23 protein-coding genes are annotated in these 17,918 nt (G+C 28.0%); 20 read left to right on the forward strand and 3 right to left on the reverse strand.

Annotated elements, in window-relative coordinates; genetic code table 11:
* The first annotated feature begins 30 nt into the window (after nt 1–30).
* The 5 genes from ACAN_RS02930 to ACAN_RS02950 are packed head-to-tail and all read left to right on the forward strand — an operon-like array spanning nt 31 to nt 3,987.
* Nucleotides 31–1,263 carry a methyl-accepting chemotaxis protein gene (locus tag ACAN_RS02930; RefSeq protein ID WP_147525200.1) on the forward strand — a complete coding sequence of 411 codons (1,233 nt, stop codon included), beginning with the start codon at nt 31–33 and terminating at the stop codon, nt 1,261–1,263.
* Between the two features lie 14 nt (nt 1,264–1,277).
* On the forward strand, nt 1,278–1,676 hold the full coding sequence (locus ACAN_RS02935; RefSeq protein WP_099335441.1) for a PAS domain-containing protein: 399 nt from the start codon (nt 1,278–1,280) through the stop codon (nt 1,674–1,676).
* 22 nt (nt 1,677–1,698) lie between these two features.
* Nucleotides 1,699–2,223: a chemotaxis protein CheW gene (locus ACAN_RS02940; RefSeq protein WP_079580186.1), complete on the forward strand. Its 525-nt coding sequence runs from the start codon at nt 1,699–1,701 to the stop codon at nt 2,221–2,223.
* Entirely contained in the window at nt 2,223–2,624 is a 402-nt protein-coding gene (locus ACAN_RS02945; RefSeq protein WP_099335355.1) for a response regulator, read from the forward strand. The genes ACAN_RS02940 and ACAN_RS02945 overlap by 1 nt, the downstream gene beginning before the upstream one ends.
* Nucleotides 2,614–3,987, forward strand: coding sequence for a response regulator (locus ACAN_RS02950; protein WP_099335356.1), 1,374 nt, complete (start codon nt 2,614–2,616; stop codon nt 3,985–3,987). The genes ACAN_RS02945 and ACAN_RS02950 overlap by 11 nt, the downstream gene beginning before the upstream one ends.
* Nucleotides 3,988–4,001: 14 nt before the next feature.
* Here the strand turns inward: ACAN_RS02950 and ACAN_RS02955 are convergent, their stop codons facing one another.
* Nucleotides 4,002–4,532: a peptidylprolyl isomerase gene (locus ACAN_RS02955; RefSeq protein ID WP_099335357.1), complete on the reverse strand. Its 531-nt coding sequence runs from the start codon at nt 4,530–4,532 to the stop codon at nt 4,002–4,004.
* Nucleotides 4,533–4,663: 131 nt separating this feature from the next.
* Here ACAN_RS02955 and ACAN_RS02960 point away from each other — a divergent pair, with 131 nt between their 5' ends.
* The 6 genes from ACAN_RS02960 to groL all read left to right on the forward strand — a co-directional run bounded on the left by ACAN_RS02960 (nt 4,664) and on the right by groL (nt 8,678).
* Nucleotides 4,664–5,026, forward strand: a complete 363-nt coding sequence (locus ACAN_RS02960) for a (2Fe-2S) ferredoxin domain-containing protein (RefSeq protein ID WP_099335358.1) — start codon at nt 4,664–4,666, stop codon at nt 5,024–5,026.
* Between the two features lie 12 nt (nt 5,027–5,038).
* Nucleotides 5,039–5,422 (forward strand): aspartate 1-decarboxylase, encoded by a 384-nt coding sequence (gene panD, locus ACAN_RS02965; protein ID WP_099335359.1) that lies wholly within the window; start codon nt 5,039–5,041, stop codon nt 5,420–5,422.
* Nucleotides 5,415–5,738, forward strand: a complete 324-nt coding sequence (locus ACAN_RS02970; RefSeq protein WP_099311477.1) for a YbaB/EbfC family nucleoid-associated protein — start codon at nt 5,415–5,417, stop codon at nt 5,736–5,738. The genes panD and ACAN_RS02970 overlap by 8 nt, the downstream gene beginning before the upstream one ends.
* 2 nt (nt 5,739–5,740) lie before the next feature.
* On the forward strand, nt 5,741–6,601 hold the full coding sequence (locus ACAN_RS02975) for a polyprenyl synthetase family protein (RefSeq protein ID WP_099335360.1): 861 nt from the start codon (nt 5,741–5,743) through the stop codon (nt 6,599–6,601).
* A gap of 122 nt (nt 6,602–6,723) precedes the next feature.
* Entirely contained in the window at nt 6,724–6,981 is a 258-nt protein-coding gene (groES, locus tag ACAN_RS02980; RefSeq protein WP_099311475.1) for a co-chaperone GroES, read from the forward strand.
* A gap of 62 nt (nt 6,982–7,043) precedes the next feature.
* Nucleotides 7,044–8,678: a chaperonin GroEL gene (gene groL / locus ACAN_RS02985; RefSeq protein ID WP_099335361.1), complete on the forward strand. Its 1,635-nt coding sequence runs from the start codon at nt 7,044–7,046 to the stop codon at nt 8,676–8,678.
* 82 nt (nt 8,679–8,760) lie between these two features.
* Here groL and ACAN_RS02990 read toward each other — a convergent pair whose 3' ends face one another.
* Entirely contained in the window at nt 8,761–9,471 is a 711-nt protein-coding gene (locus ACAN_RS02990) for a DNA alkylation repair protein (RefSeq protein ID WP_191287722.1), read from the reverse strand.
* A gap of 130 nt (nt 9,472–9,601) precedes the next feature.
* On the opposite strand from ACAN_RS02990, the gene ACAN_RS02995 reads away from it, so the two are divergent.
* Nucleotides 9,602–10,186, forward strand: a complete 585-nt coding sequence (locus tag ACAN_RS02995; protein ID WP_099335362.1) for a TetR/AcrR family transcriptional regulator — start codon at nt 9,602–9,604, stop codon at nt 10,184–10,186.
* 2 nt (nt 10,187–10,188) lie between these two features.
* Nucleotides 10,189–10,506 (forward strand): DMT family transporter, encoded by a 318-nt coding sequence (locus ACAN_RS03000; RefSeq protein ID WP_099335363.1) that lies wholly within the window; start codon nt 10,189–10,191, stop codon nt 10,504–10,506.
* A gap of 355 nt (nt 10,507–10,861) precedes the next feature.
* Here ACAN_RS03000 and ACAN_RS03005 read toward each other — a convergent pair whose 3' ends face one another.
* Nucleotides 10,862–11,464, reverse strand: coding sequence for a YkgJ family cysteine cluster protein (locus ACAN_RS03005; protein WP_099335364.1), 603 nt, complete (start codon nt 11,462–11,464; stop codon nt 10,862–10,864).
* A gap of 128 nt (nt 11,465–11,592) precedes the next feature.
* Here ACAN_RS03005 and ACAN_RS03010 point away from each other — a divergent pair, with 128 nt between their 5' ends.
* The 7 genes from ACAN_RS03010 (at nt 11,593) to dksA (ending at nt 17,913) form a co-directional block, all read left to right on the forward strand.
* Nucleotides 11,593–12,360 carry an inositol monophosphatase family protein gene (locus tag ACAN_RS03010; protein WP_099335365.1) on the forward strand — a complete coding sequence of 256 codons (768 nt, stop codon included), beginning with the start codon at nt 11,593–11,595 and terminating at the stop codon, nt 12,358–12,360.
* A gap of 71 nt (nt 12,361–12,431) precedes the next feature.
* Entirely contained in the window at nt 12,432–14,234 is a 1,803-nt protein-coding gene (glmS, locus tag ACAN_RS03015; RefSeq protein ID WP_099335366.1) for a glutamine--fructose-6-phosphate transaminase (isomerizing), read from the forward strand.
* A 98-nt stretch (nt 14,235–14,332) separates the two neighbouring features.
* Nucleotides 14,333–15,544, forward strand: coding sequence for a methionine adenosyltransferase (gene metK, locus ACAN_RS03020; protein ID WP_228150674.1), 1,212 nt, complete (start codon nt 14,333–14,335; stop codon nt 15,542–15,544).
* A gap of 29 nt (nt 15,545–15,573) precedes the next feature.
* Complete coding sequence (accD, locus tag ACAN_RS03025) at nt 15,574–16,443, forward strand: acetyl-CoA carboxylase, carboxyltransferase subunit beta (protein ID WP_079580170.1); 870 nt, start codon at nt 15,574–15,576, stop codon at nt 16,441–16,443.
* Nucleotides 16,443–17,057, forward strand: coding sequence for a thiamine phosphate synthase (locus ACAN_RS03030; protein ID WP_099335368.1), 615 nt, complete (start codon nt 16,443–16,445; stop codon nt 17,055–17,057). The genes accD and ACAN_RS03030 overlap by 1 nt, the downstream gene beginning before the upstream one ends.
* Nucleotides 17,047–17,508 (forward strand): 23S rRNA (pseudouridine(1915)-N(3))-methyltransferase RlmH, encoded by a 462-nt coding sequence (locus ACAN_RS03035; protein WP_099335369.1) that lies wholly within the window; start codon nt 17,047–17,049, stop codon nt 17,506–17,508. Before ACAN_RS03030 ends, ACAN_RS03035 begins: the two co-directional genes overlap by 11 nt.
* Before the next feature lie 48 nt (nt 17,509–17,556).
* Nucleotides 17,557–17,913 (forward strand): RNA polymerase-binding protein DksA, encoded by a 357-nt coding sequence (gene dksA, locus ACAN_RS03040; RefSeq protein ID WP_099335370.1) that lies wholly within the window; start codon nt 17,557–17,559, stop codon nt 17,911–17,913.
* Nucleotides 17,914–17,918: the final 5 nt, after the last annotated feature.

The raw sequence follows: 17,918 nt of genomic DNA on the forward strand, positions 1-17,918 counted from the left end.
AATAAATAAATCTTATAAAAAGGTGCATTAATGTTTGGTTCTGTATCAAAAAAAGAGTTAAAAATAATCGATGAGTATTTTGAGCAATTTGTTAGCTTTGTTAAATATGAACAGAACAATTTTAAGTATATTGAAAAAACAGGCAATAAAGACCTTGATGAAATGTTCCAAAAATGGAATAGATTAATTGAATCTACTGATATAAGAATAAAAGATGATATTAAAGTTATTGGAGAAATTGTTTTAACTACTGATAAAGTAGATCAAGGTATTTTCCAATGCAGAATTAAAGCAAATACTAATAATCCTATGATTGCTACATTGAAAAAAACAGTTAATAAAATGCTTGATTCTTTAGATACTCATATGCATAATATAGAAGATAGTTTAGAATCATACTCAAATGATGACTACACAAAAAAAATAGAGATATCACCAAAATTAAAAGCAAGAATGTTGTCAGTAATGAAAGGAGTAAATGCCTTAGGAGAAGCACTAGCAACAACAGCAAAAACAAATCTATCAAATGGAACAACTCTAGATAAAAACTCAGATACAATGAAAAGCTCAATGAATAATCTAGCAGCAAAAGCCAATGAACAAGCAGCAAGCTTAGAGCAAACTGCAGCAGCAGTAGAAGAGATAACATCAATAACAAGAAATAATGCAGATAATGCAAATAAAATGGCAAAACTAAGCTCAACAGTAAGAAATTCAGTAACAAATGGAAGAGATTTAGCAAGTAAAACAGCAGGATCAATGGATGAGATAAATACACAAGTAAGCTCAATAAATGAAGCAATAAGTGTAATAGATCAAATAGCATTCCAAACAAATATACTAAGTTTAAACGCAGCAGTAGAAGCAGCAACAGCAGGAGAAGCAGGGAAAGGCTTTGCAGTAGTAGCAGGGGAAGTGCGAAACTTAGCAAATAGAAGTGCCCAAGCAGCAAAAGAGATAAAAGATTTAGTAGAGAATGCTACAAATAAAGCAAGTGAGGGGAAAGTAATATCAGATGATATGATAAAAGGGTATGAAGAGCTAAATACACATATCAATGAAACAATACATATAATAGAGAATGTAAGTGCAGCCTCAAAAGAGCAAATGACAGGAATCGAACAGATAAATGATACAATAACAATGCTAGATAGAGTAACACAAGAGAATGCAAGTGAAGCAACACAAATATCAAATATAGCATCAGATGTATCAAAAATGGCAAAAGAGTTAGTAAATGATGCCAAAAGTAAACAGTTTTAACGGGGGAGTTAAATATGGCAGCAGGACAAGAAACAGTACTAGATGAATATGCATTTTTAGTAAGTGAAACAAATGAAAAAGGTATAATATCATTTGCAAATGATGATTTTTGTAAAATAGCAGAGTATAGCCTAGAAGAGTTAATGGGACAACCACATAATATGGTAAGACATAAAGATATGCCAAAAAAGGCATTTAAAAGCTTGTGGGATACAATACAAAAAGGTGATATTTGGACAGGCTATGTAAAAAATGCCACAAAAACAGGAGGGTATTATTGGGTATTTGCCACAATATATCCATTTGAGAGTTGCGATGGTTCAAAGGGGTATTTATCTTGTAGAAGAAGAGCTTCTGAAGCTGAGATCAAATCTGCTAATGAACTTTATGCAAAATGGAAAAATGAAGAGTAATCTTTTAATATAAGGAGAAAAAATGGAAACAATAAATAGTAATGGAAATAACAGCTCAAACATCAATAACCCTCAAGAACATGATGTAATTGATTATGAGAACACAAGTGAATATATGACTTTTGAACTTGGTGCTATGAAGTATGCAATTGAATTACCAAAGATTAGAGAGATTTTAACTTATCCAGATATTATTACACATTTACCAAATACAGAAGATTGGGTAAAAGGTCTTATTAATTTAAGAGGAGAAGTTGTACCTATTTTAGATATTAGAATAAAGTTTAATACAGGAGAACCTGTATATGATAGTAATACAGCAGTAATTGCAGTTATAACAGAAGATAAAAGAATGATTGGAATAATTGTGGATAAAGTTGATGATGTACAAAGACTTGATACTTCTTCTCTTGCTCCTGTTTCAGATATGGGTTCAGCAATACCATCTAGATATTTAAAAGGATTTGTAAGATTAGAAAATAATCAAATGCTTGTTATTATGGATATTGAAGCTGTTGTACATAAAGACGAATTAAAAGATTCATAATGCAAGAAAAAATCTTTCAACTTAGAAAATTAAAGCTTCTTTTTGTAGAAGATGAAGATGATTTAATAAATATAATCACAGATACCTTAAATAAATTAGAAGCAAATTTTCTAACTGCACAAAATGGACAAGAGGCTTTAGACTTAATAGAAAAAAACCCAGATTTAGATGCAGTTATAACAGATATAAATATGCCTATAATGAATGGTTTAGAAATGATAAAAATTTTAAAACAGACTAACCCTGATTTACCAATAATAATAATGTCTGCACATACAGAGATTGAGTATATTGATAAAGCAAAAGAGTATGGAGTTAAAGATTATTTGTTAAAACCATTTGATTTTATGAAATTTATTGAGCTAATAACTACAATGGAATTAAATAAAAATGTCAATTGATAAAGATATTTTAAAAAGATTAAGAGCTTTATATGTAGAAGATGATGATAACATAAGAAATGAGTTGTCTTCTTTATTATCTAATTTTTTTGGAAAAATATTTGTTGCAAAAGATGGGAAAGATGGAATTGAACAATATGTTAAAAATAGTGGAAAAATTGATGTAATAATTTCAGATATAAATATGCCATATCTAAATGGAATAGAGATGGTAAAAAGAATCAGAGAGCATAACAAAGAGATTCCTGTGATTTTTACAACTGCATACTCAGATAATGAGTATTTAGCAGATGCCATAAAACTTAAAGTGCATGATTATATTATAAAACCTATTGATATAAGAAACTTACTTGTGGTATTAAATGAACTTGCTACTATTTTATATCAAAATGAACTTATTGCTAAACAAAATGAAGAGTTAGAAAAATATAAAGATGTTATTGATGTAAATAATATAGTTATAAAAACTGATGCACAAATGAAAATAGTTTATGTAAATGAACTGTTTTGCAAAACTACTAATTTTACTTCAGAAGAGTTAATAGGTAGTGAACTAAGTATTTTAAAGCATAGTGATACTGATTCTAAAATATATGAAGAGATATACTCAAATATTCTTAGTAATAATCAATGGAAAGGGCGAATAAAAAATAGAACAAAAGAGAATGGTTATTATATTAGTGATACTTATATTATTACTACAACTGATGATAACAATAAAATCACTGGTTCTTTATGCGTTCAAAAAGATATTACTGATGAAATAAATAAAAAAAGAGAAGTTCAGTTGGCACTAATGAAAGATAAAGGTGATATCTTTATTAAAAGTAAGGCAGGTTCTGCTGAACAAACTGTAATAATAAATAATTTGAAACATGATATAAAGCAGTTACAAAAAGAGATTATTTCTATAAAAACAGAAAGGGATAAATACCTTTATAAAATTGAAAATTTAAGTAAAGATAATAAAAAATTAAGATCTGAACTTAATTATTATATTAGTAATGAACAAAAAAGTAAAAAAGATAGTACTTTTACTCTTAAAACAAATAAAGAGAATGCAGATTTAAAAATACAAGTTAAGAAATTAAATGTAAAACTAGAAGATACAATAGAGTATTATGAAAAAAAATGTAAACAAATAGAAGTTACTTCCCAACTAGAAATAGAAGAATTAGAACAAGAATTACATGATATGAAAAGAAAACTAGGAAAAATTGAAAACGCTGAAATGATGGAACAAAAGATTGAGTACTGGCAAGAAAAAGCAAAAGCAGAAGCTAAAAAAGCTGAAAAAATGGAAAAAGAGATAATGCAAACAGGTGATAAATCATTGATTCAAAGGATTTTTGGAACAAGATAGAGTATATAAATACTCTATTTTATTGTTATTGTTTTTATTTTTTGTTCAGATAAAGGTTTATTCCCTTCATATTGGCCTGTTGTTGGAACATTTTCAAGTTTTTTTACTGTATCCATTCCTTTTTTTACATATCCAAAAATAGTGTGTTTACCATTTAACCAATATGCAGGAACTGTTGTAATGAAAAATTGACTACCATTTGTATTAGGACCCTTATTTGCCATTGCTAAAATACCAGCTTTATCAAAAACTGCATTTGGTGCAAACTCATCTTTAAATGGTTTTTTCCAAATTGATTCTCCACCTCTTCCTGTACCTGTTGGATCTCCTGTTTGAATCATAAAATTTTTTATAACTCTGTGAAAAATTACATTATTATAATAACCATTTTTTGCATGTGTAACAAAATTTTCTACTGCTTTTGGAGCTAAATCTTTTCTTAATTCAACTTCAATTTTACCTTTGTTTGTGTCAATAATAGCAATTGGATTTGCAGCTTGTAATAAAAAAGTTAATGAACAAAGAAGAAAAATAATTTTTCCCATAAATTTCCTTTTAAAAATATTTATAAAAAGTATAATATTAAAATTTTTAATCTATTATTAAAAGTATTATTTTATAAAGATTTAATAATTGTTTGTTAGAATTTAATAAAATGATGTTTATAAGGAAAATTATGGAAATGCAAGCTAACCCTCAACCAACATTTTATATTTTCAAATGTGAACAAAGTGCTCCTCCTGGCATGCCAAAGCCATCATGTGTTGATGAAAATACACAAGATTTATTCAATTATTTATCGCAAATATTGATGCAAAAAGGTCTTATGGGAGCTGTTCAGCCTATAAGAACTTCATGTTTAGGAAGATGCCAAATGGGGCCATTGATGTTAATAGAGCCTGGGCATTATATGTATTGTCAATTATCTAAGGAAAAAATTGATAGAATAGTAGATGAACATATATTAAGTAATGATCCTGTAACTGAGTTTTTAATCCCAAAAGAGTTTTGGGGTGAACCAGTTAGTTTGGAAAAATAAAGGGTTAAAAAAATGACATTTGATATGTTGTATAGTAAAATTCATAGAGCAACTGTAACAGATGCTAATTTGAACTATGTTGGTTCAATTACAATTGATGAAGAGCTAATGGAAGCTGCACATTTACTTGTTGGACAAAAAGTCGAAATAGTAAATATTAATAATGGTGAAAGATTTGCTACATATGTAATAAAAGGCAAAGCTGGAAGTAAAGATATGTGCTTAAATGGAGCAGCAGCAAGAAAAGTTGAAATTGGTGATAAAATTATTGTTATTTCATATGCTTCTTATAGCGAAGAAGAATTAAAAACTTATAAACCAACAGTCGTTATTGTTGATGAAAAAAACAATATTGATACTGTGACAAATGAACTTGTAGGAAGTGACCATGTTTGATGGAATTGATTTAAGTAAAATAAATTTAAATGATATGATGAGCCAAGTTCAAGATATGGCAAATCAAGCAAAAGAAGATAATGCTTCTAAGATTTTTACTGCAAAAGCAGGTGGAGGAATGGTTGAAATTTCAATCAATGGAAATAGTGAAGTTATTGATTTGAAAATTGATGATTCTTTGATGGATGATAAAGACTCTTTACAAATACTTTTAATCTCATGTATGAATGATGTTATTAAGCAATCTGATGAAAATAAAAAAATGATGGCCATGAATATGATGGGTGGAATGGGTTCATTTGGACAAAAATCTTAAAAATGAAACAATTATTAAATAAATTTGAAGATTATTTAAATAGTAATCTTCCCTCTTCAAAAACATTTCACCCACATTTTGAATCAGCTTTAGACCACATGTTAAAAGCAGGTGGAAAAAGATTTAGGCCAATGCTTTTATTATCTGTTGTAAATTCTAAAAATTCACTTCTAGTTAGTAACTCTTTGCCTGTTGCCTTAGGAGTAGAATTTTTACATACTTACTCTCTAGTTCATGATGATTTACCGGCTATGGATGATGCAAATTTAAGAAGAGGTTATCAAACTTTACATAAAAAGTATGATGAAGTAACAGCTATTTTAGTAGGAGATGCTTTAAATACTCATAGTTTTAATCTTTTGGCTAATGCACCACTTAGCAATGATATAAAAATAGAGTTGATTAAAACACTTTCAAGTGATGGTGGTATTGATGGTATGATTATTGGTCAAGCAATTGATTGTCATTTTGAAAATCACAGATTAAAACTTGATGAATTGGAGTTTTTACATATTCATAAAACTGCAAAACTAATTGCAGCAAGTTTAAAAATGGGTGCGATTATTGCTCAATATGATTTAGCTTTGCAAGATAAACTTTATAATTTTGGAATTGATATTGGTTTGTTGTTTCAAATACAAGATGATATTATTGATGAAACACAAAGTGAGCAAGAAGCAGGTAAGACTACACAAAATGATAATGAAAAAAATTCATTTGTTAATCTTTTGGGTTTAGATGGTGCAGTTGAATCTGCTGATAAATTAGCAAACAAATGTGAAGAGCAATTAAGATCTTTAGATGATAAATTAAAAGACTCTTTAGAAGAGTTATTACTTAAATATCTACATAGACATAAATAATATTAAAACTTTTAGTCAAAATAACTCAAACCACTTGACAAAAAATAAAAAATTTTATAAAATTTAGCACTCAAAAAAATAGAGTGCTAATTTTATTTTATAACTTGATAGGAGATACTATAATGAATTTTAAACCACTAGGGGAAAGAGTTCTGGTTAAAAGAACTGAAGTTGAAAACAAAACAGCAAGTGGAATTTATATTCCAGATAATGCAAAAGAAAAACCACATACTGCTACAGTAGAAGCAATTGGTTCAAAAGTAGAGGATGTTAAAGTGGGTGATACAATAGTATTTGAACAATTCAGAGGAACTGAGTTAAATCTTGAGGGACAAGAATACTTAGTATTAAATGTTGAGAATATTATAGGAGTTATGTAATTGTCTTTGCAATTACATAATTAATTTAAAAAGTTTAAATAAACAAAAGAAGGAAAAGTAATATGGCAAAAGAAGTAATGTTTAGTGATAATGCAAGAAATAGATTATTTGCAGGTGTAGAAAAATTAGCTGACGCTGTAAAAGTTACAATGGGACCTAGAGGAAGAAATGTTTTATTACAAAAATCTTTTGGAGCTCCTAATATCACTAAAGATGGTGTATCTGTTGCAAGAGAGATTGAATTAGAAGATACTATAGAAAATATGGGAGTTCAACTTGTAAAAGAAGTTGCTTCTAAAACAGCTGATGAAGCAGGTGATGGTACAACAACTGCAACAGTATTAGCTTATTCTATATTTAAAGAAGGTCTTAGAAATGTTACTGCTGGGGCTAATCCTATTATCTTAAAAAGAGGAATGGCAAAAGCATCAGAAGCTATTTTAGAAGAGATAAAAAAAGCTTCAAAAGAAGTTGCTAATAAAACAGAGATTGAACAAGTTGCATCAATTTCAGCAAACTCAGATATGGCAATTGGTTCTATGATTGCAGAAGCTATGGATAAAGTTGGAAAAGATGGAGTTATTACTGTTGAAGAAGCAAAAGGTATTTATGATGAATTAGATGTTGTTGAGGGTATGCAGTTTGATAGAGGATATTTATCTCCATACTTTGTAACTAATTCTGAAAAAATGATTGCTGAGATGGAAAATCCATATATTTTATTATATGATAAAAAAATATCTAATTTAAAAGAGATGTTACCAATCTTAGAAGCTGTTAATCAAGCAGGAAGACCATTATTAATTATTGCAGAAGATGTTGATGGTGAAGCATTAGCAACACTAGTTGTAAATAGATTAAGAGGTTCTTTAAATATTGCTGCTGTTAAAGCTCCAGGATTTGGTGATAGAAGAAAAGCAATGCTTGAAGATATTGCTGTATTAACTGGTGGTACTGTTATTTCTGAAGAGATGGGAATGAGTTTAGATGCTACTGGTATTGATTCACTTGGAACTGCTTCAAGAGTTGTAATTGATAAAGATAACACAACTATTGTAAATGGTTCAGGAAGTGCTGAAGCTGTTCAATCAAGAGTTGGACAAATAAAAAATGAAATCGCAAACACTACAAGTGATTATGATAAAGAAAAATTACAAGAAAGACTTGCAAAACTTTCTGGTGGGGTTGCAGTAATTAAAGTTGGTGCTGCTACTGAAACTGAAATGAAAGAGAAAAAAGACAGAGTTGATGATGCATTAAGTGCAACAAGAGCTGCTGTTGAAGAAGGTATTGTAATTGGTGGTGGAGCTGCATTAATTAAAGCAGCTGCAAAAGTATCTTTACAGCTTGAAGGTGATGAGCAAATTGGTGCAGATATTGTTTTAAGAGCTATTTCAGCTCCATTAAAACAAATTGCAACAAATGCTGGATTTGATGCAGGTGTTGTAGTAAATGAAGTAAAAAAATCTACTAGTGATAATTATGGATTTGATGCTGCAACTGGAAACTATGTTGATATGTTTGAAGCTGGAATTGTAGATCCTGCTAAAGTTGAAAGGGTTGCAATGCAAAATGCAGTATCAGTTGCATCACTTCTTCTAACAACAGAAGCTACAGTTACAGATATTAAAGAAGATAAATCAGCTCCAGCTATGCCTGACATGGGTGGAATGGGTGGAATGCCTGGTATGATGTAAAATTAGTTAAAACTTATTTAACTATTTGTTAACCGCACCTTCTTATAAGGTGCGGTTTTTTTATTTTTATTTTTCAAAAATACTATATTGTACCTTTTAAATAGTTTTGTCTTAAATGCTCAGGTAGTTTTTCTATTGCATATCTAAGCATTGTTCTTGGCATCTTTTTATATCTTTGATTTAAAAACTCAATCATTGTATTTTCATCTTTTTTACCTACATTTCTAATAGCCCAACCTACAGCTTTGTGAATAAGGTCATGTTCATCTTTTAGTAATATATCTGCAATTTTTAATGTATCTTGGTAATTTTTATTATTTATAAAAGCAAAGGTACTAATAATTGCGACTCTTTTTTTCCATAAGTTATTTGATCTTGCAAATTCATAAAGTATTGATTTGTCTTTTCTTATTAAGTAATCACCTACAATGTGAGGAGAAGTTACATCAATTAAATCCCAATTATTAACCCAAGATATATTTTTAATATAAAAATTAAATATTTCTTCTTTTTTATTAAACTTTTTTGATTTATATTGATATGTTAAAATTAAAAGTGCAAACATTCTATATTCATGGTATGGTGAATGTAAAAACTCATCTATATGGCTAAAGCAAAGATCTGAAAAATACTTTTTTACTATTTTCCTAATATCTGGAACTTTTATACCTAAAAAAACATCTTTATGTGCATACTCACCAGCTTTTGTCTTAAAAAATCTTTTATATGTTTGAACATTATTACTATTTGTAAATGTTTCTAAATCTTTTTTAATTTGCTTTGTTATATTCATATATCCTCATTTTAAATTTACTGCTATTTTAACTTATCTTTTAAAAAAGAAAATTAAATAAACTAGTGGTTTATAAAAAAGAAAGTAAAAAGTAAATATAATAAACCAGTAGTTTATAAAAAGGTTTATTATGCCAATAATAGTAAATAAAGAAGAAAAAATAGATGAGATATGTCAAAAAGCATATGAAGAGTTTAAAAAAAATGAGATTGAAACTATCTCTTTAAATCAATTGATACAAAAGATTGATATTTCAAAAGGTCAGTTTTATCACTATTTTAAAACTAAAGAAGAGTTAGTATTTGAAGTTATGAGAAAAAAAACAGTTGAGTATTTTAATATATGTGAAAAAGATTTAGAAAAGTGTAAAAGTTTTGAAGAGAGTTTATTGATATTTTTTAGTGTCTATATTAGCAATGATGAGTTATGCAAGACTTTAAGAAAGCTTTTTTTTGCAAGCTTTCATACATATGTATATTCAAAGAAAAAAGAGGTAAGCCAATATAATCACTTTTATTATGAGTATGTAGATAATAAATTGTTAAATATTTTTAAAGAATATGAGATAAACCATACAAAAAAAGAGTTTATAAAATCTATTTGTGCAACTGCTGATGGGATGTATTTTAGAGATTTAGTAGATAATAGTTTTAATCTTCAAAATGAATTATCACTTTATATAAAACAGATTTCTACTATTTTGAAAAAAGGATAAAGATGCATTGGTGGTATTTATTTGCTGGAATTATATTTGAAGTAATGGGCACTTTATGTATTAAACAAACATCAATAACAAGTAGTTATTATTGGGCAGGTGCAGTTTTAATATTTTATATCATATCTTTTAGCTTAGTTGGTCTTGCTGTAAAAAAAATTGATATAGGTACAGCATATGCAATATGGGCTGGTTTTGGAACTGTTGCTATAACACTTCTTGGTTGGTTAATTTTTAAAGAATTGATGAGTATACAAAAATTTATTGCTATTTTATTAATAGTAATGGGAACTGTTATGTTAAAGTTAGGACATGCTTGAGTTATTGAAAGTTAAAATAAAAAAGGGGAAAGTTTAACTTTCCCCTTTTTTCATTATCTGTTAGAAGTAAATTTATCTTACTTCCCAAGTCTTTATTATTGACTTTTATTTTAATTTTTTTGTAACAGTGATAAGTTTTCTATTTAAACTATTTATCTAAAACTCCTATCTTTTACAACCTCCGTTACATTGGATAAAATAAGTATAGCACTTTACTAGCTTAAAAGTAAATTAAATTTGTAGTATATATTGAAAAAATAATCTAAAAAATATATAGAATCAATTTTTAAATCATAAAAAGGTTATTTTTTGGGGTTTGTGCTCTATTTTTTATGGTTTTTTTTATTTGTAAAACTCATTTTATAGCTTTTAAATAGTACTTATCAATATTTTTTAAAGATTCTAGGTGCATATTTACATATTTATCATCAAAATCTTTTACAAACTTATAAAAATCAATACCATTTAAAGTAATAGCTTTTGTTAAATTATCACTATTATTTATCTCATGAAAACAAAAGTGAGTATTTATATATCTTATTTGATAATCAGAAAAACTATAATTATTAAACTCTTTGTTTATTTTTCCATTTTTTACTATTATAGTTCCCTCATTTGTAATAGCTGGGCAATTTTTATCTACATATATTGAATTATCCAAGTGAGCACTTAAAGGATAATTTCTACAAGTTGATGGTCTTTTTTCATAAATTGTGCAAAGATTATTTTCTAAATATCTACAAAACTCTTTACCATTAGTAAGAAGAATTACAGGTTTTAAATAACCAAGTTCACCATACATAAAAACAATAGGGAAGTTTTCATATACTTTTTCAAAATCTTCAAGAAGTATTTGTGCATATAATATACCTCTTTCCCCATCACAACAATGAGCCTCGCAAGTTTCGCATGAACTAAAATAAAGTGTTTCTTTTTCTATTCTTTCAAAAGTTTTCATAAAATAGGTTTTAACATATTTTCTTTTACTTTTTTATAAAATATAAAATTATTTAGTCTTATATAATAAATCTTAGATAAAATAGAGAAAAAATTGGATAAAAAATTGGATAAAAAATTGGATAAAAAATGAAAAAAAAATTAATTAAAATAATCAAAGAGGCTTCAAAAATTTTAGTTGAGGGTTACTATAATGAAAAAGAAGTAGCATTTAAAGCAAAAAAAGATTTAGTTACAAAATATGATGTGGCAGTTGAAGAGTTTTTAAAAGAAAAATTTAAAAAAGAGTTTAGTAATTTTAATATAATTGCAGAAGAGTCTGATAATAGTAGTTTAAAATTTGATAATTCTATTATTATAGATCCAATTGATGGTACTACAAACTTTGTAAATAAAGTACCACATACTGCTATTTCTGTTGGAGTTTATAAAAATAAAAAACCATATATGGGAGTAGTTTATAATCCTATTTTAGATGAATTATATTATGCTAAAGTAAATGAAGGTGCTTATTTAAATAAAAAGAAAATAGAAGTTTCTAAAGAAAAAAATTTTCAAAAAGCATTGATTTCTACTGGTTTTCCTTATTCTTGTGGAACATGCAGTGATGATTTAAATGCTGTTATGAAACAAATGAAAAATATCCTTCCAAATTGTCAAGATATAAGAAGATTAGGTTCAGCATCTTTAGATTTATGTTATGTTGCAAAAGGTACATATGAGGGATATTATGAAATGAATTTAAAAGCATGGGATGTGAGTGCTGGAATAATTATTTTAAGTGAAGCTGGAGGAAAAGTAACAAATGAGAAAGGAAAAAAATATAAACTTTTCAATGATAAATATATAGTTGCAACAAATAGCAAAATTCACAAAAAGCTTTTAAGTTATTTGTAACATAAAAGAAGAATTTTAGTAATTTTTTAGTAAAATATCAGCTTCAAATTTGAAATGAAGGTTTAGCATTTATGTGTGGAATAGTTGGATACATCGGCAATAAAAATACAGCAGAAGTACTACTTGATGGTTTAAAAGAGCTTGAATATAGAGGTTATGATTCAGCAGGCTTAGCACTTTTAAATGAAAATAATATTGATGTATATAAAGCTTTGGGAAAACTTGAAAACTTAAGAAAAAAAACAAAAGATATTATGAATAAAGAGTTTTATTTAGGAATAGGTCACACAAGGTGGGCTACTCATGGAAAACCAACTGAATTAAATGCACATCCTCATTTAGGAGAATACTCTTATGTAGTTCACAATGGAATAATTGAAAATTATAAAGAGTTAAAAGATGATTTAATAAGCCAAGGACATAAATTTGTATCACAAACTGATACAGAAGTTATAGTTCACTTATTTGAAAATATTAATAATAAAATTAATGATACAAAACAAGCTTTTAAAGATACAATCTCAAAACTAAAAGGTGCTTTTTCTATTCTTTTAGTTTCTAAAGCAGATCCTAAAAAAATCTTCTTTTTTAAACATGGAAGTCCATTAATAATAGCAAAAGGAAATGAGCAAAAGGAGATTCTTTTCTCATCTTCGGATGCTCCTTTAATAGGGCTATGTAAAAAAGTGGTATATTTAGAAGATGGTGTTGGTGGCATTGCAAGTGCTGATGATATTAAGTTTTTTGATGATAATTACACTTGGAGTTCTTTACCATCTTCAAAACAGTATGCACAAAAAGATGGCTTTAGATTTTTTATGGAAAAAGAGATTTATGAACAAAGTGATGTTGTAAGTGATTGTATGCTTGAAAGAGTAAAAGATGAAACAACATCATTTGATGAGATTAATGATTCTATCTTAGATGGAATTAATGAAATTAAAATTTGTGCATGTGGTACAAGTTACCACGCAGGAATGACATCTTCTTATCTTTTTGAAAGATTAAGTAAGATTAAGTGTAATGTTGAAATTGCAAGTGAATTTAGATATAAACAGCCTTTATTAACAAAAGACACGCTTTTTATAGTTATTTCACAAAGTGGAGAAACAGCGGATACTTTAGAAGTTTTAAAAATGGCAAAAAATGCAGGTCTTAAAACTTTAGTTATTTGCAATGTTGATAACTCTTCTATGACAAGACTTGCTGATTATACAATTTTAACAAGAGCAGGGATTGAAAAAGGTGTTGCTTCAACAAAAGCTTTTTCAACACAAACAGTAACACTTTGGATGTTGGCTTTATATTTTGCAAATGTAAAAAATTCTATAAGTAATGAAATTATGCAAAAAGAGCTTACAGCTTTAAGAGAAGTTCCAAATGCACTAAGAATTGAAGATAAAATTCATGAAAAAACAAGAAGATTATCTAAAAGATACCTACACGGTCATGGCTTCTTTTTTATAGGTAGAGATGTATTTTACCCTCTAGCTTTAGAAGGAGCTTTAAAGCTTAAAGAGATTTCTTACTTGCATGCTGAGGGGTATCCAGCAGGTGAGATGAAGCATGGACCAATTGCACTAGCTGATCCAGAGCTATTTACAATTGCTTTAATGCCTCAAAATCTTCTTTATGACAAGGTTAAGTCAAATGTTGAAGAATTAAGTGCTAGAGATAGTACTATTTGCTCGATTTCATCGCTTGATTTTGAGTTAAGTGATGATTTTGTAAAAATACAAGAAACTAATCACTATATGTTGGAGTTTTTTGAGATGTTAGTTGTTGTACAACTTTTATCAATGGAGATTTCAATAAGATTAGGAAATGATGTTGATATGCCAAGAAACTTGGCAAAATCAGTAACTGTAGAGTAATATTCAACTTGCTGCAATATTTGTTATTTTTTAGGCAGCAGTAATGGTAATTAAAAATAATGGAAAACAAAAATGGAAAACCTAAGAGGAAAACAAAGATGGAAAACAAAAATCAATATTTATTCACTTCTGAAGTAGTAAGTGCAGGTCATCCGGACAAATGTGCTGATATTATTGCAGATACAATAGTAGATAAATTAATTATAGAAGATAGTAATAGTAGAGTTGCTTCTGAAGTATTTGTTGCAGGTAAAAATGTAGTAATAGGTGGAGAAGTTAAATCAAGTTGTCAGTTAAGCAATGAAGATTATGAAAAATTAGTAAAAGATGCTCTAGCAAAAATAGGCTATGATGGAAAATCTTCTTTTACAAAAGAGCAATGCTTACACCCTGATGATGTAAATGTAAAAGTATTATTAAATCAACAAAGCCCTGATATTAATCAAGGTGTTGATCAAGATTCGGGTGAAATTGGTGCTGGTGATCAAGGTATCATGTTTGGTTTTGCTTCAACTGAAACAGCAGATTTAATGCCAGCTGCAATAACTTATGCTAGAATGCTTTGTGATAAAGTATATAACTATGCATTAAAACATAAGCATAAATTAGGTGTTGATATTAAAACACAAGTTACAGTTGATTATGGAACTAAAGAGAATTTTGAAAATTGTAATCCACAAAAGATTCATACAATTGTTGTTAGTGCACCTTCTGTTGAAGATATGCCAATTGAAGAAGTAAGAGAGTTAATCCAAGGATTAATTGATGATACAGGTCTTCCAACATCTATGTATGATAAAAATAGTACAATTATTCATATTAATCCAACTGGAAGATATGTATCTCACTCATCATTACATGATAGTGGATTAACAGGAAGAAAATTAATTGTTGATTCATTTGGTGGATATGCACCAATTGGTGGTGGAGCTCAAAGTTCAAAAGATTATACAAAAGTTGATAGAAGTGGATTATATGCAGCAAGATGGATTGCAAAACAAATTGTAGCAGCAGGACTTGCACAAAAAGCAGTAGTTCAAATTTCATATGCAATTGGTGTAGCTAGACCTACATCTATTTCTGTTGATACAATGGGAACTTACACAAGTGCAAATGATGATAAGTTATCACAATTTGTAATGGACAATTATCCATTAACACCAAAATGGATTATTGATAAATTTGGATTAGATAAGCCATCAGAAGAGACATTTTTATATGCAGATGTTGCAAGTAGAGGTCAAGTGGGACAAAGTGATTACCCATGGGAAAAACTTGATGAAGTGGAAAAATTTAAGAATATTAAATAAAGATAATGTAGTTTAGTAAAGGATTTAGAATGGATTTAAAAGACTTGTTTAGCAAAATATCATTTGATAGAAAAAAGGAACAACCAAGTAAAAAAGATGCTCCTTCACATTGGGTTAAATGTCCTGAGTGTAATGCTTTAATGTTCTTTAAAGAAGTAGAGAACCAACAAAATATTTGTCCAAAGTGTAATTTTCATATGAGAATTGGAGCTAAAAAAAGAATAGAGTCTTTATCAGATAAAGACTCTTTTGTTGAGTATGATGCTGATTTAAAACCAGTTGATCCATTGAATTTTGTTGATAAAAAGTCATACAAAAAAAGAGTAGATGAAGCACAGAAAAAAACTGGAAGAACTTCTGCTGTTATAAGTGGTGAATGTACAATAAATTCAAAGCCCGTGCAAATTGTTGTTTTTGATTTTGCATTTATGGGTGGAAGTTTAGGTTCAGTTGAGGGTGAAAAAATTGTAAGAGCTGTAAATAGAGCAATGGAAAAACACCAAGGTTTAATTATTGTTTCTGCATCAGGTGGTGCAAGAATGCAAGAGTCAACATTTTCACTTATGCAAATGGCAAAAACTTCTGCTGCACTTAAAAAACTTGATGCTTTAGGTTTACCATATATATCTATTTTAACAGATCCAACAATGGGTGGAGTATCTGCATCTTTTGCATTTTTAGGTGATATTATTATTGCTGAACCTGGTGCATTAATTGGTTTTGCTGGGCAAAGAGTTATTAAGCAAACTATTGGAGCTGATTTACCTGAGGGCTTCCAAAGAGCAGAATTTTTACTTGAAAAAGGTTCTATTGATATGGTGGTTAATAGAGCAAAAATGAAAAAAACATTAAGTGATCTTTTAACGATGTTTTATAAAGAAACAACTCAAGCTAGTTAATGAATCCTACTAAACTTGAGAGACTTTTAAATATAGATTTAAAAGTCTCTTTTAACAATATTTATGGACTTTGTGACTTTGAAATTTTAAAAAGAAAAAATATAAGTTTAAAAGAGTTTGTAAAAATTTGTAAAGATAAAAATATAAAACTAGTTCAATATAGAGATAAAATCAATAATGATAATATTCAAATTGAAAATTTAAATTTTTTAAAAGCAAAATTAAATATACCAATTATTATAAATGATAAGTTAAACATAATTGATTATGCAGATGGAATTCACCTAGGGCAAGAGGATTTTCATAAAATTCATAAAGACAAAAAAATTGCAATAAAACTAATAAGAGCTAAGATAAAAGATAAACTTTTAGGTCTTTCTACACATAATGAAGTAGAAATACTTGAAGCAAATGAACTTGATTTAGATATGATAGGTCTTGGAGCATATAAAGCAACTAAAACAAAAGATGTGTCAAATATTTTAGGTGATAAAATATCTTATTTAGCAAAAATTTCAAAACATCCTGTTTGTGCAATTGGTTCTGTAAAATGTGATGATTATATTAAAAATGTGCATTTTAATGTTGTAGGAAGTGGACTTTATGAAGATTAATATATACTCAATAATGAAACCATCAAATGATGAATTTGATAAACTGGCAAAAGAATTTATAAAAATGAGTTTAAAATATGCTAAAGTAGAGATTCATTACATTTTTAATAAAAAAATAGCAAAAGCTCAAACTTTAAGTGAAGATGAGGCTAAAAAATCATATAGTGAAGTATATGAACCGCATTTAAAAAACTCAAGTTTAAATATAGTATTGGATGTATTAGGTAAGAAAATTGATAGTTTTAAATTTTCAGAAATTTTCGATAATAATTCAGAAATTAATTTTTTTATTGGAGGAGCATTTGGTTTTGAAAAGGATTTTTTAAATAAATGTGACACAATTATAAGCTTGAGTGAATTGACAATGGCTCATAAAATTGCCCATCTTGTATTAATTGAACAAGTATTTAGAGGTCTTTGTATTAAAAATAATCATCCTTATCATAAGTAATTTATTAAATTTTTTGTATAATACTCAAATTTTCAATAAGGGATGAGAGTGGCTAATACAAAACAAATACAAGAACTTAAGGATACTTTAGTTATTAGAAGAGAGCAAATAATAAAAAGTATTGATGGAAGTAGAGAAAGTATCAACTCTTTAAAAGATACAGAGTGTAATGATGATTATGATTATGCAGAAGTTTCAAGCGATAGTTTTAAAGAAGGAATTATTGCAAATCAACAAATAAAAGAGTTAGACGAAATAGAAGACGCCTTGAAAAGAATAGAAAAAGGTAAATATGGTATTTGTGAAATGTGTGATGAGTTAATCGCTATTGGTAGATTAAGAGCAAAACCATTTGCAAAATTTTGTACACCTTGTAGAGAAATATATGAGGTAGAACAACAGTAAAAAAG

The organism is Malaciobacter canalis (assembly GCF_008000835.1).
GTDB classification, from domain to species: domain Bacteria; phylum Campylobacterota; class Campylobacteria; order Campylobacterales; family Arcobacteraceae; genus Malaciobacter; species Malaciobacter canalis.

What these genes read in the sequence shown, in the direction of transcription:
- ACAN_RS02960 (WP_099335358.1), top strand. Translation starts at nt 4,664, where the DNA reads ATGGAAATGCAAGCTAACCCTCAACCAACATTTTATATTTTCAAATGT.
- groES (WP_099311475.1), top strand. Translation starts at nt 6,724, where the DNA reads ATGAATTTTAAACCACTAGGGGAAAGAGTTCTGGTTAAAAGAACTGAA.
- accD (WP_079580170.1), top strand. Translation starts at nt 15,574, where the DNA reads ATGGATTTAAAAGACTTGTTTAGCAAAATATCATTTGATAGAAAAAAG.
- glmS (WP_099335366.1), top strand. Translation starts at nt 12,432, where the DNA reads ATGTGTGGAATAGTTGGATACATCGGCAATAAAAATACAGCAGAAGTA.
- groL (WP_099335361.1), top strand. Translation starts at nt 7,044, where the DNA reads ATGGCAAAAGAAGTAATGTTTAGTGATAATGCAAGAAATAGATTATTT.
- metK (WP_228150674.1), top strand. Translation starts at nt 14,333, where the DNA reads ATGGAAAACAAAAATCAATATTTATTCACTTCTGAAGTAGTAAGTGCA.
- ACAN_RS03005 (WP_099335364.1), bottom strand. Translation starts at nt 11,464, where the DNA reads ATGAAAACTTTTGAAAGAATAGAAAAAGAAACACTTTATTTTAGTTCA.
- ACAN_RS02945 (WP_099335355.1), top strand. Translation starts at nt 2,223, where the DNA reads ATGCAAGAAAAAATCTTTCAACTTAGAAAATTAAAGCTTCTTTTTGTA.
- ACAN_RS02955 (WP_099335357.1), bottom strand. Translation starts at nt 4,532, where the DNA reads ATGGGAAAAATTATTTTTCTTCTTTGTTCATTAACTTTTTTATTACAA.
- ACAN_RS03035 (WP_099335369.1), top strand. Translation starts at nt 17,047, where the DNA reads ATGAAGATTAATATATACTCAATAATGAAACCATCAAATGATGAATTT.
- ACAN_RS02930 (WP_147525200.1), top strand. Translation starts at nt 31, where the DNA reads ATGTTTGGTTCTGTATCAAAAAAAGAGTTAAAAATAATCGATGAGTAT.
- ACAN_RS02940 (WP_079580186.1), top strand. Translation starts at nt 1,699, where the DNA reads ATGGAAACAATAAATAGTAATGGAAATAACAGCTCAAACATCAATAAC.
- panD (WP_099335359.1), top strand. Translation starts at nt 5,039, where the DNA reads ATGACATTTGATATGTTGTATAGTAAAATTCATAGAGCAACTGTAACA.
- ACAN_RS02995 (WP_099335362.1), top strand. Translation starts at nt 9,602, where the DNA reads ATGCCAATAATAGTAAATAAAGAAGAAAAAATAGATGAGATATGTCAA.
- ACAN_RS02950 (WP_099335356.1), top strand. Translation starts at nt 2,614, where the DNA reads ATGTCAATTGATAAAGATATTTTAAAAAGATTAAGAGCTTTATATGTA.
- ACAN_RS02935 (WP_099335441.1), top strand. Translation starts at nt 1,278, where the DNA reads ATGGCAGCAGGACAAGAAACAGTACTAGATGAATATGCATTTTTAGTA.
- ACAN_RS03000 (WP_099335363.1), top strand. Translation starts at nt 10,189, where the DNA reads ATGCATTGGTGGTATTTATTTGCTGGAATTATATTTGAAGTAATGGGC.
- ACAN_RS02975 (WP_099335360.1), top strand. Translation starts at nt 5,741, where the DNA reads ATGAAACAATTATTAAATAAATTTGAAGATTATTTAAATAGTAATCTT.
- ACAN_RS03030 (WP_099335368.1), top strand. Translation starts at nt 16,443, where the DNA reads ATGAATCCTACTAAACTTGAGAGACTTTTAAATATAGATTTAAAAGTC.
- ACAN_RS03010 (WP_099335365.1), top strand. Translation starts at nt 11,593, where the DNA reads ATGAAAAAAAAATTAATTAAAATAATCAAAGAGGCTTCAAAAATTTTA.
- ACAN_RS02990 (WP_191287722.1), bottom strand. Translation starts at nt 9,471, where the DNA reads ATGAATATAACAAAGCAAATTAAAAAAGATTTAGAAACATTTACAAAT.
- ACAN_RS02970 (WP_099311477.1), top strand. Translation starts at nt 5,415, where the DNA reads ATGTTTGATGGAATTGATTTAAGTAAAATAAATTTAAATGATATGATG.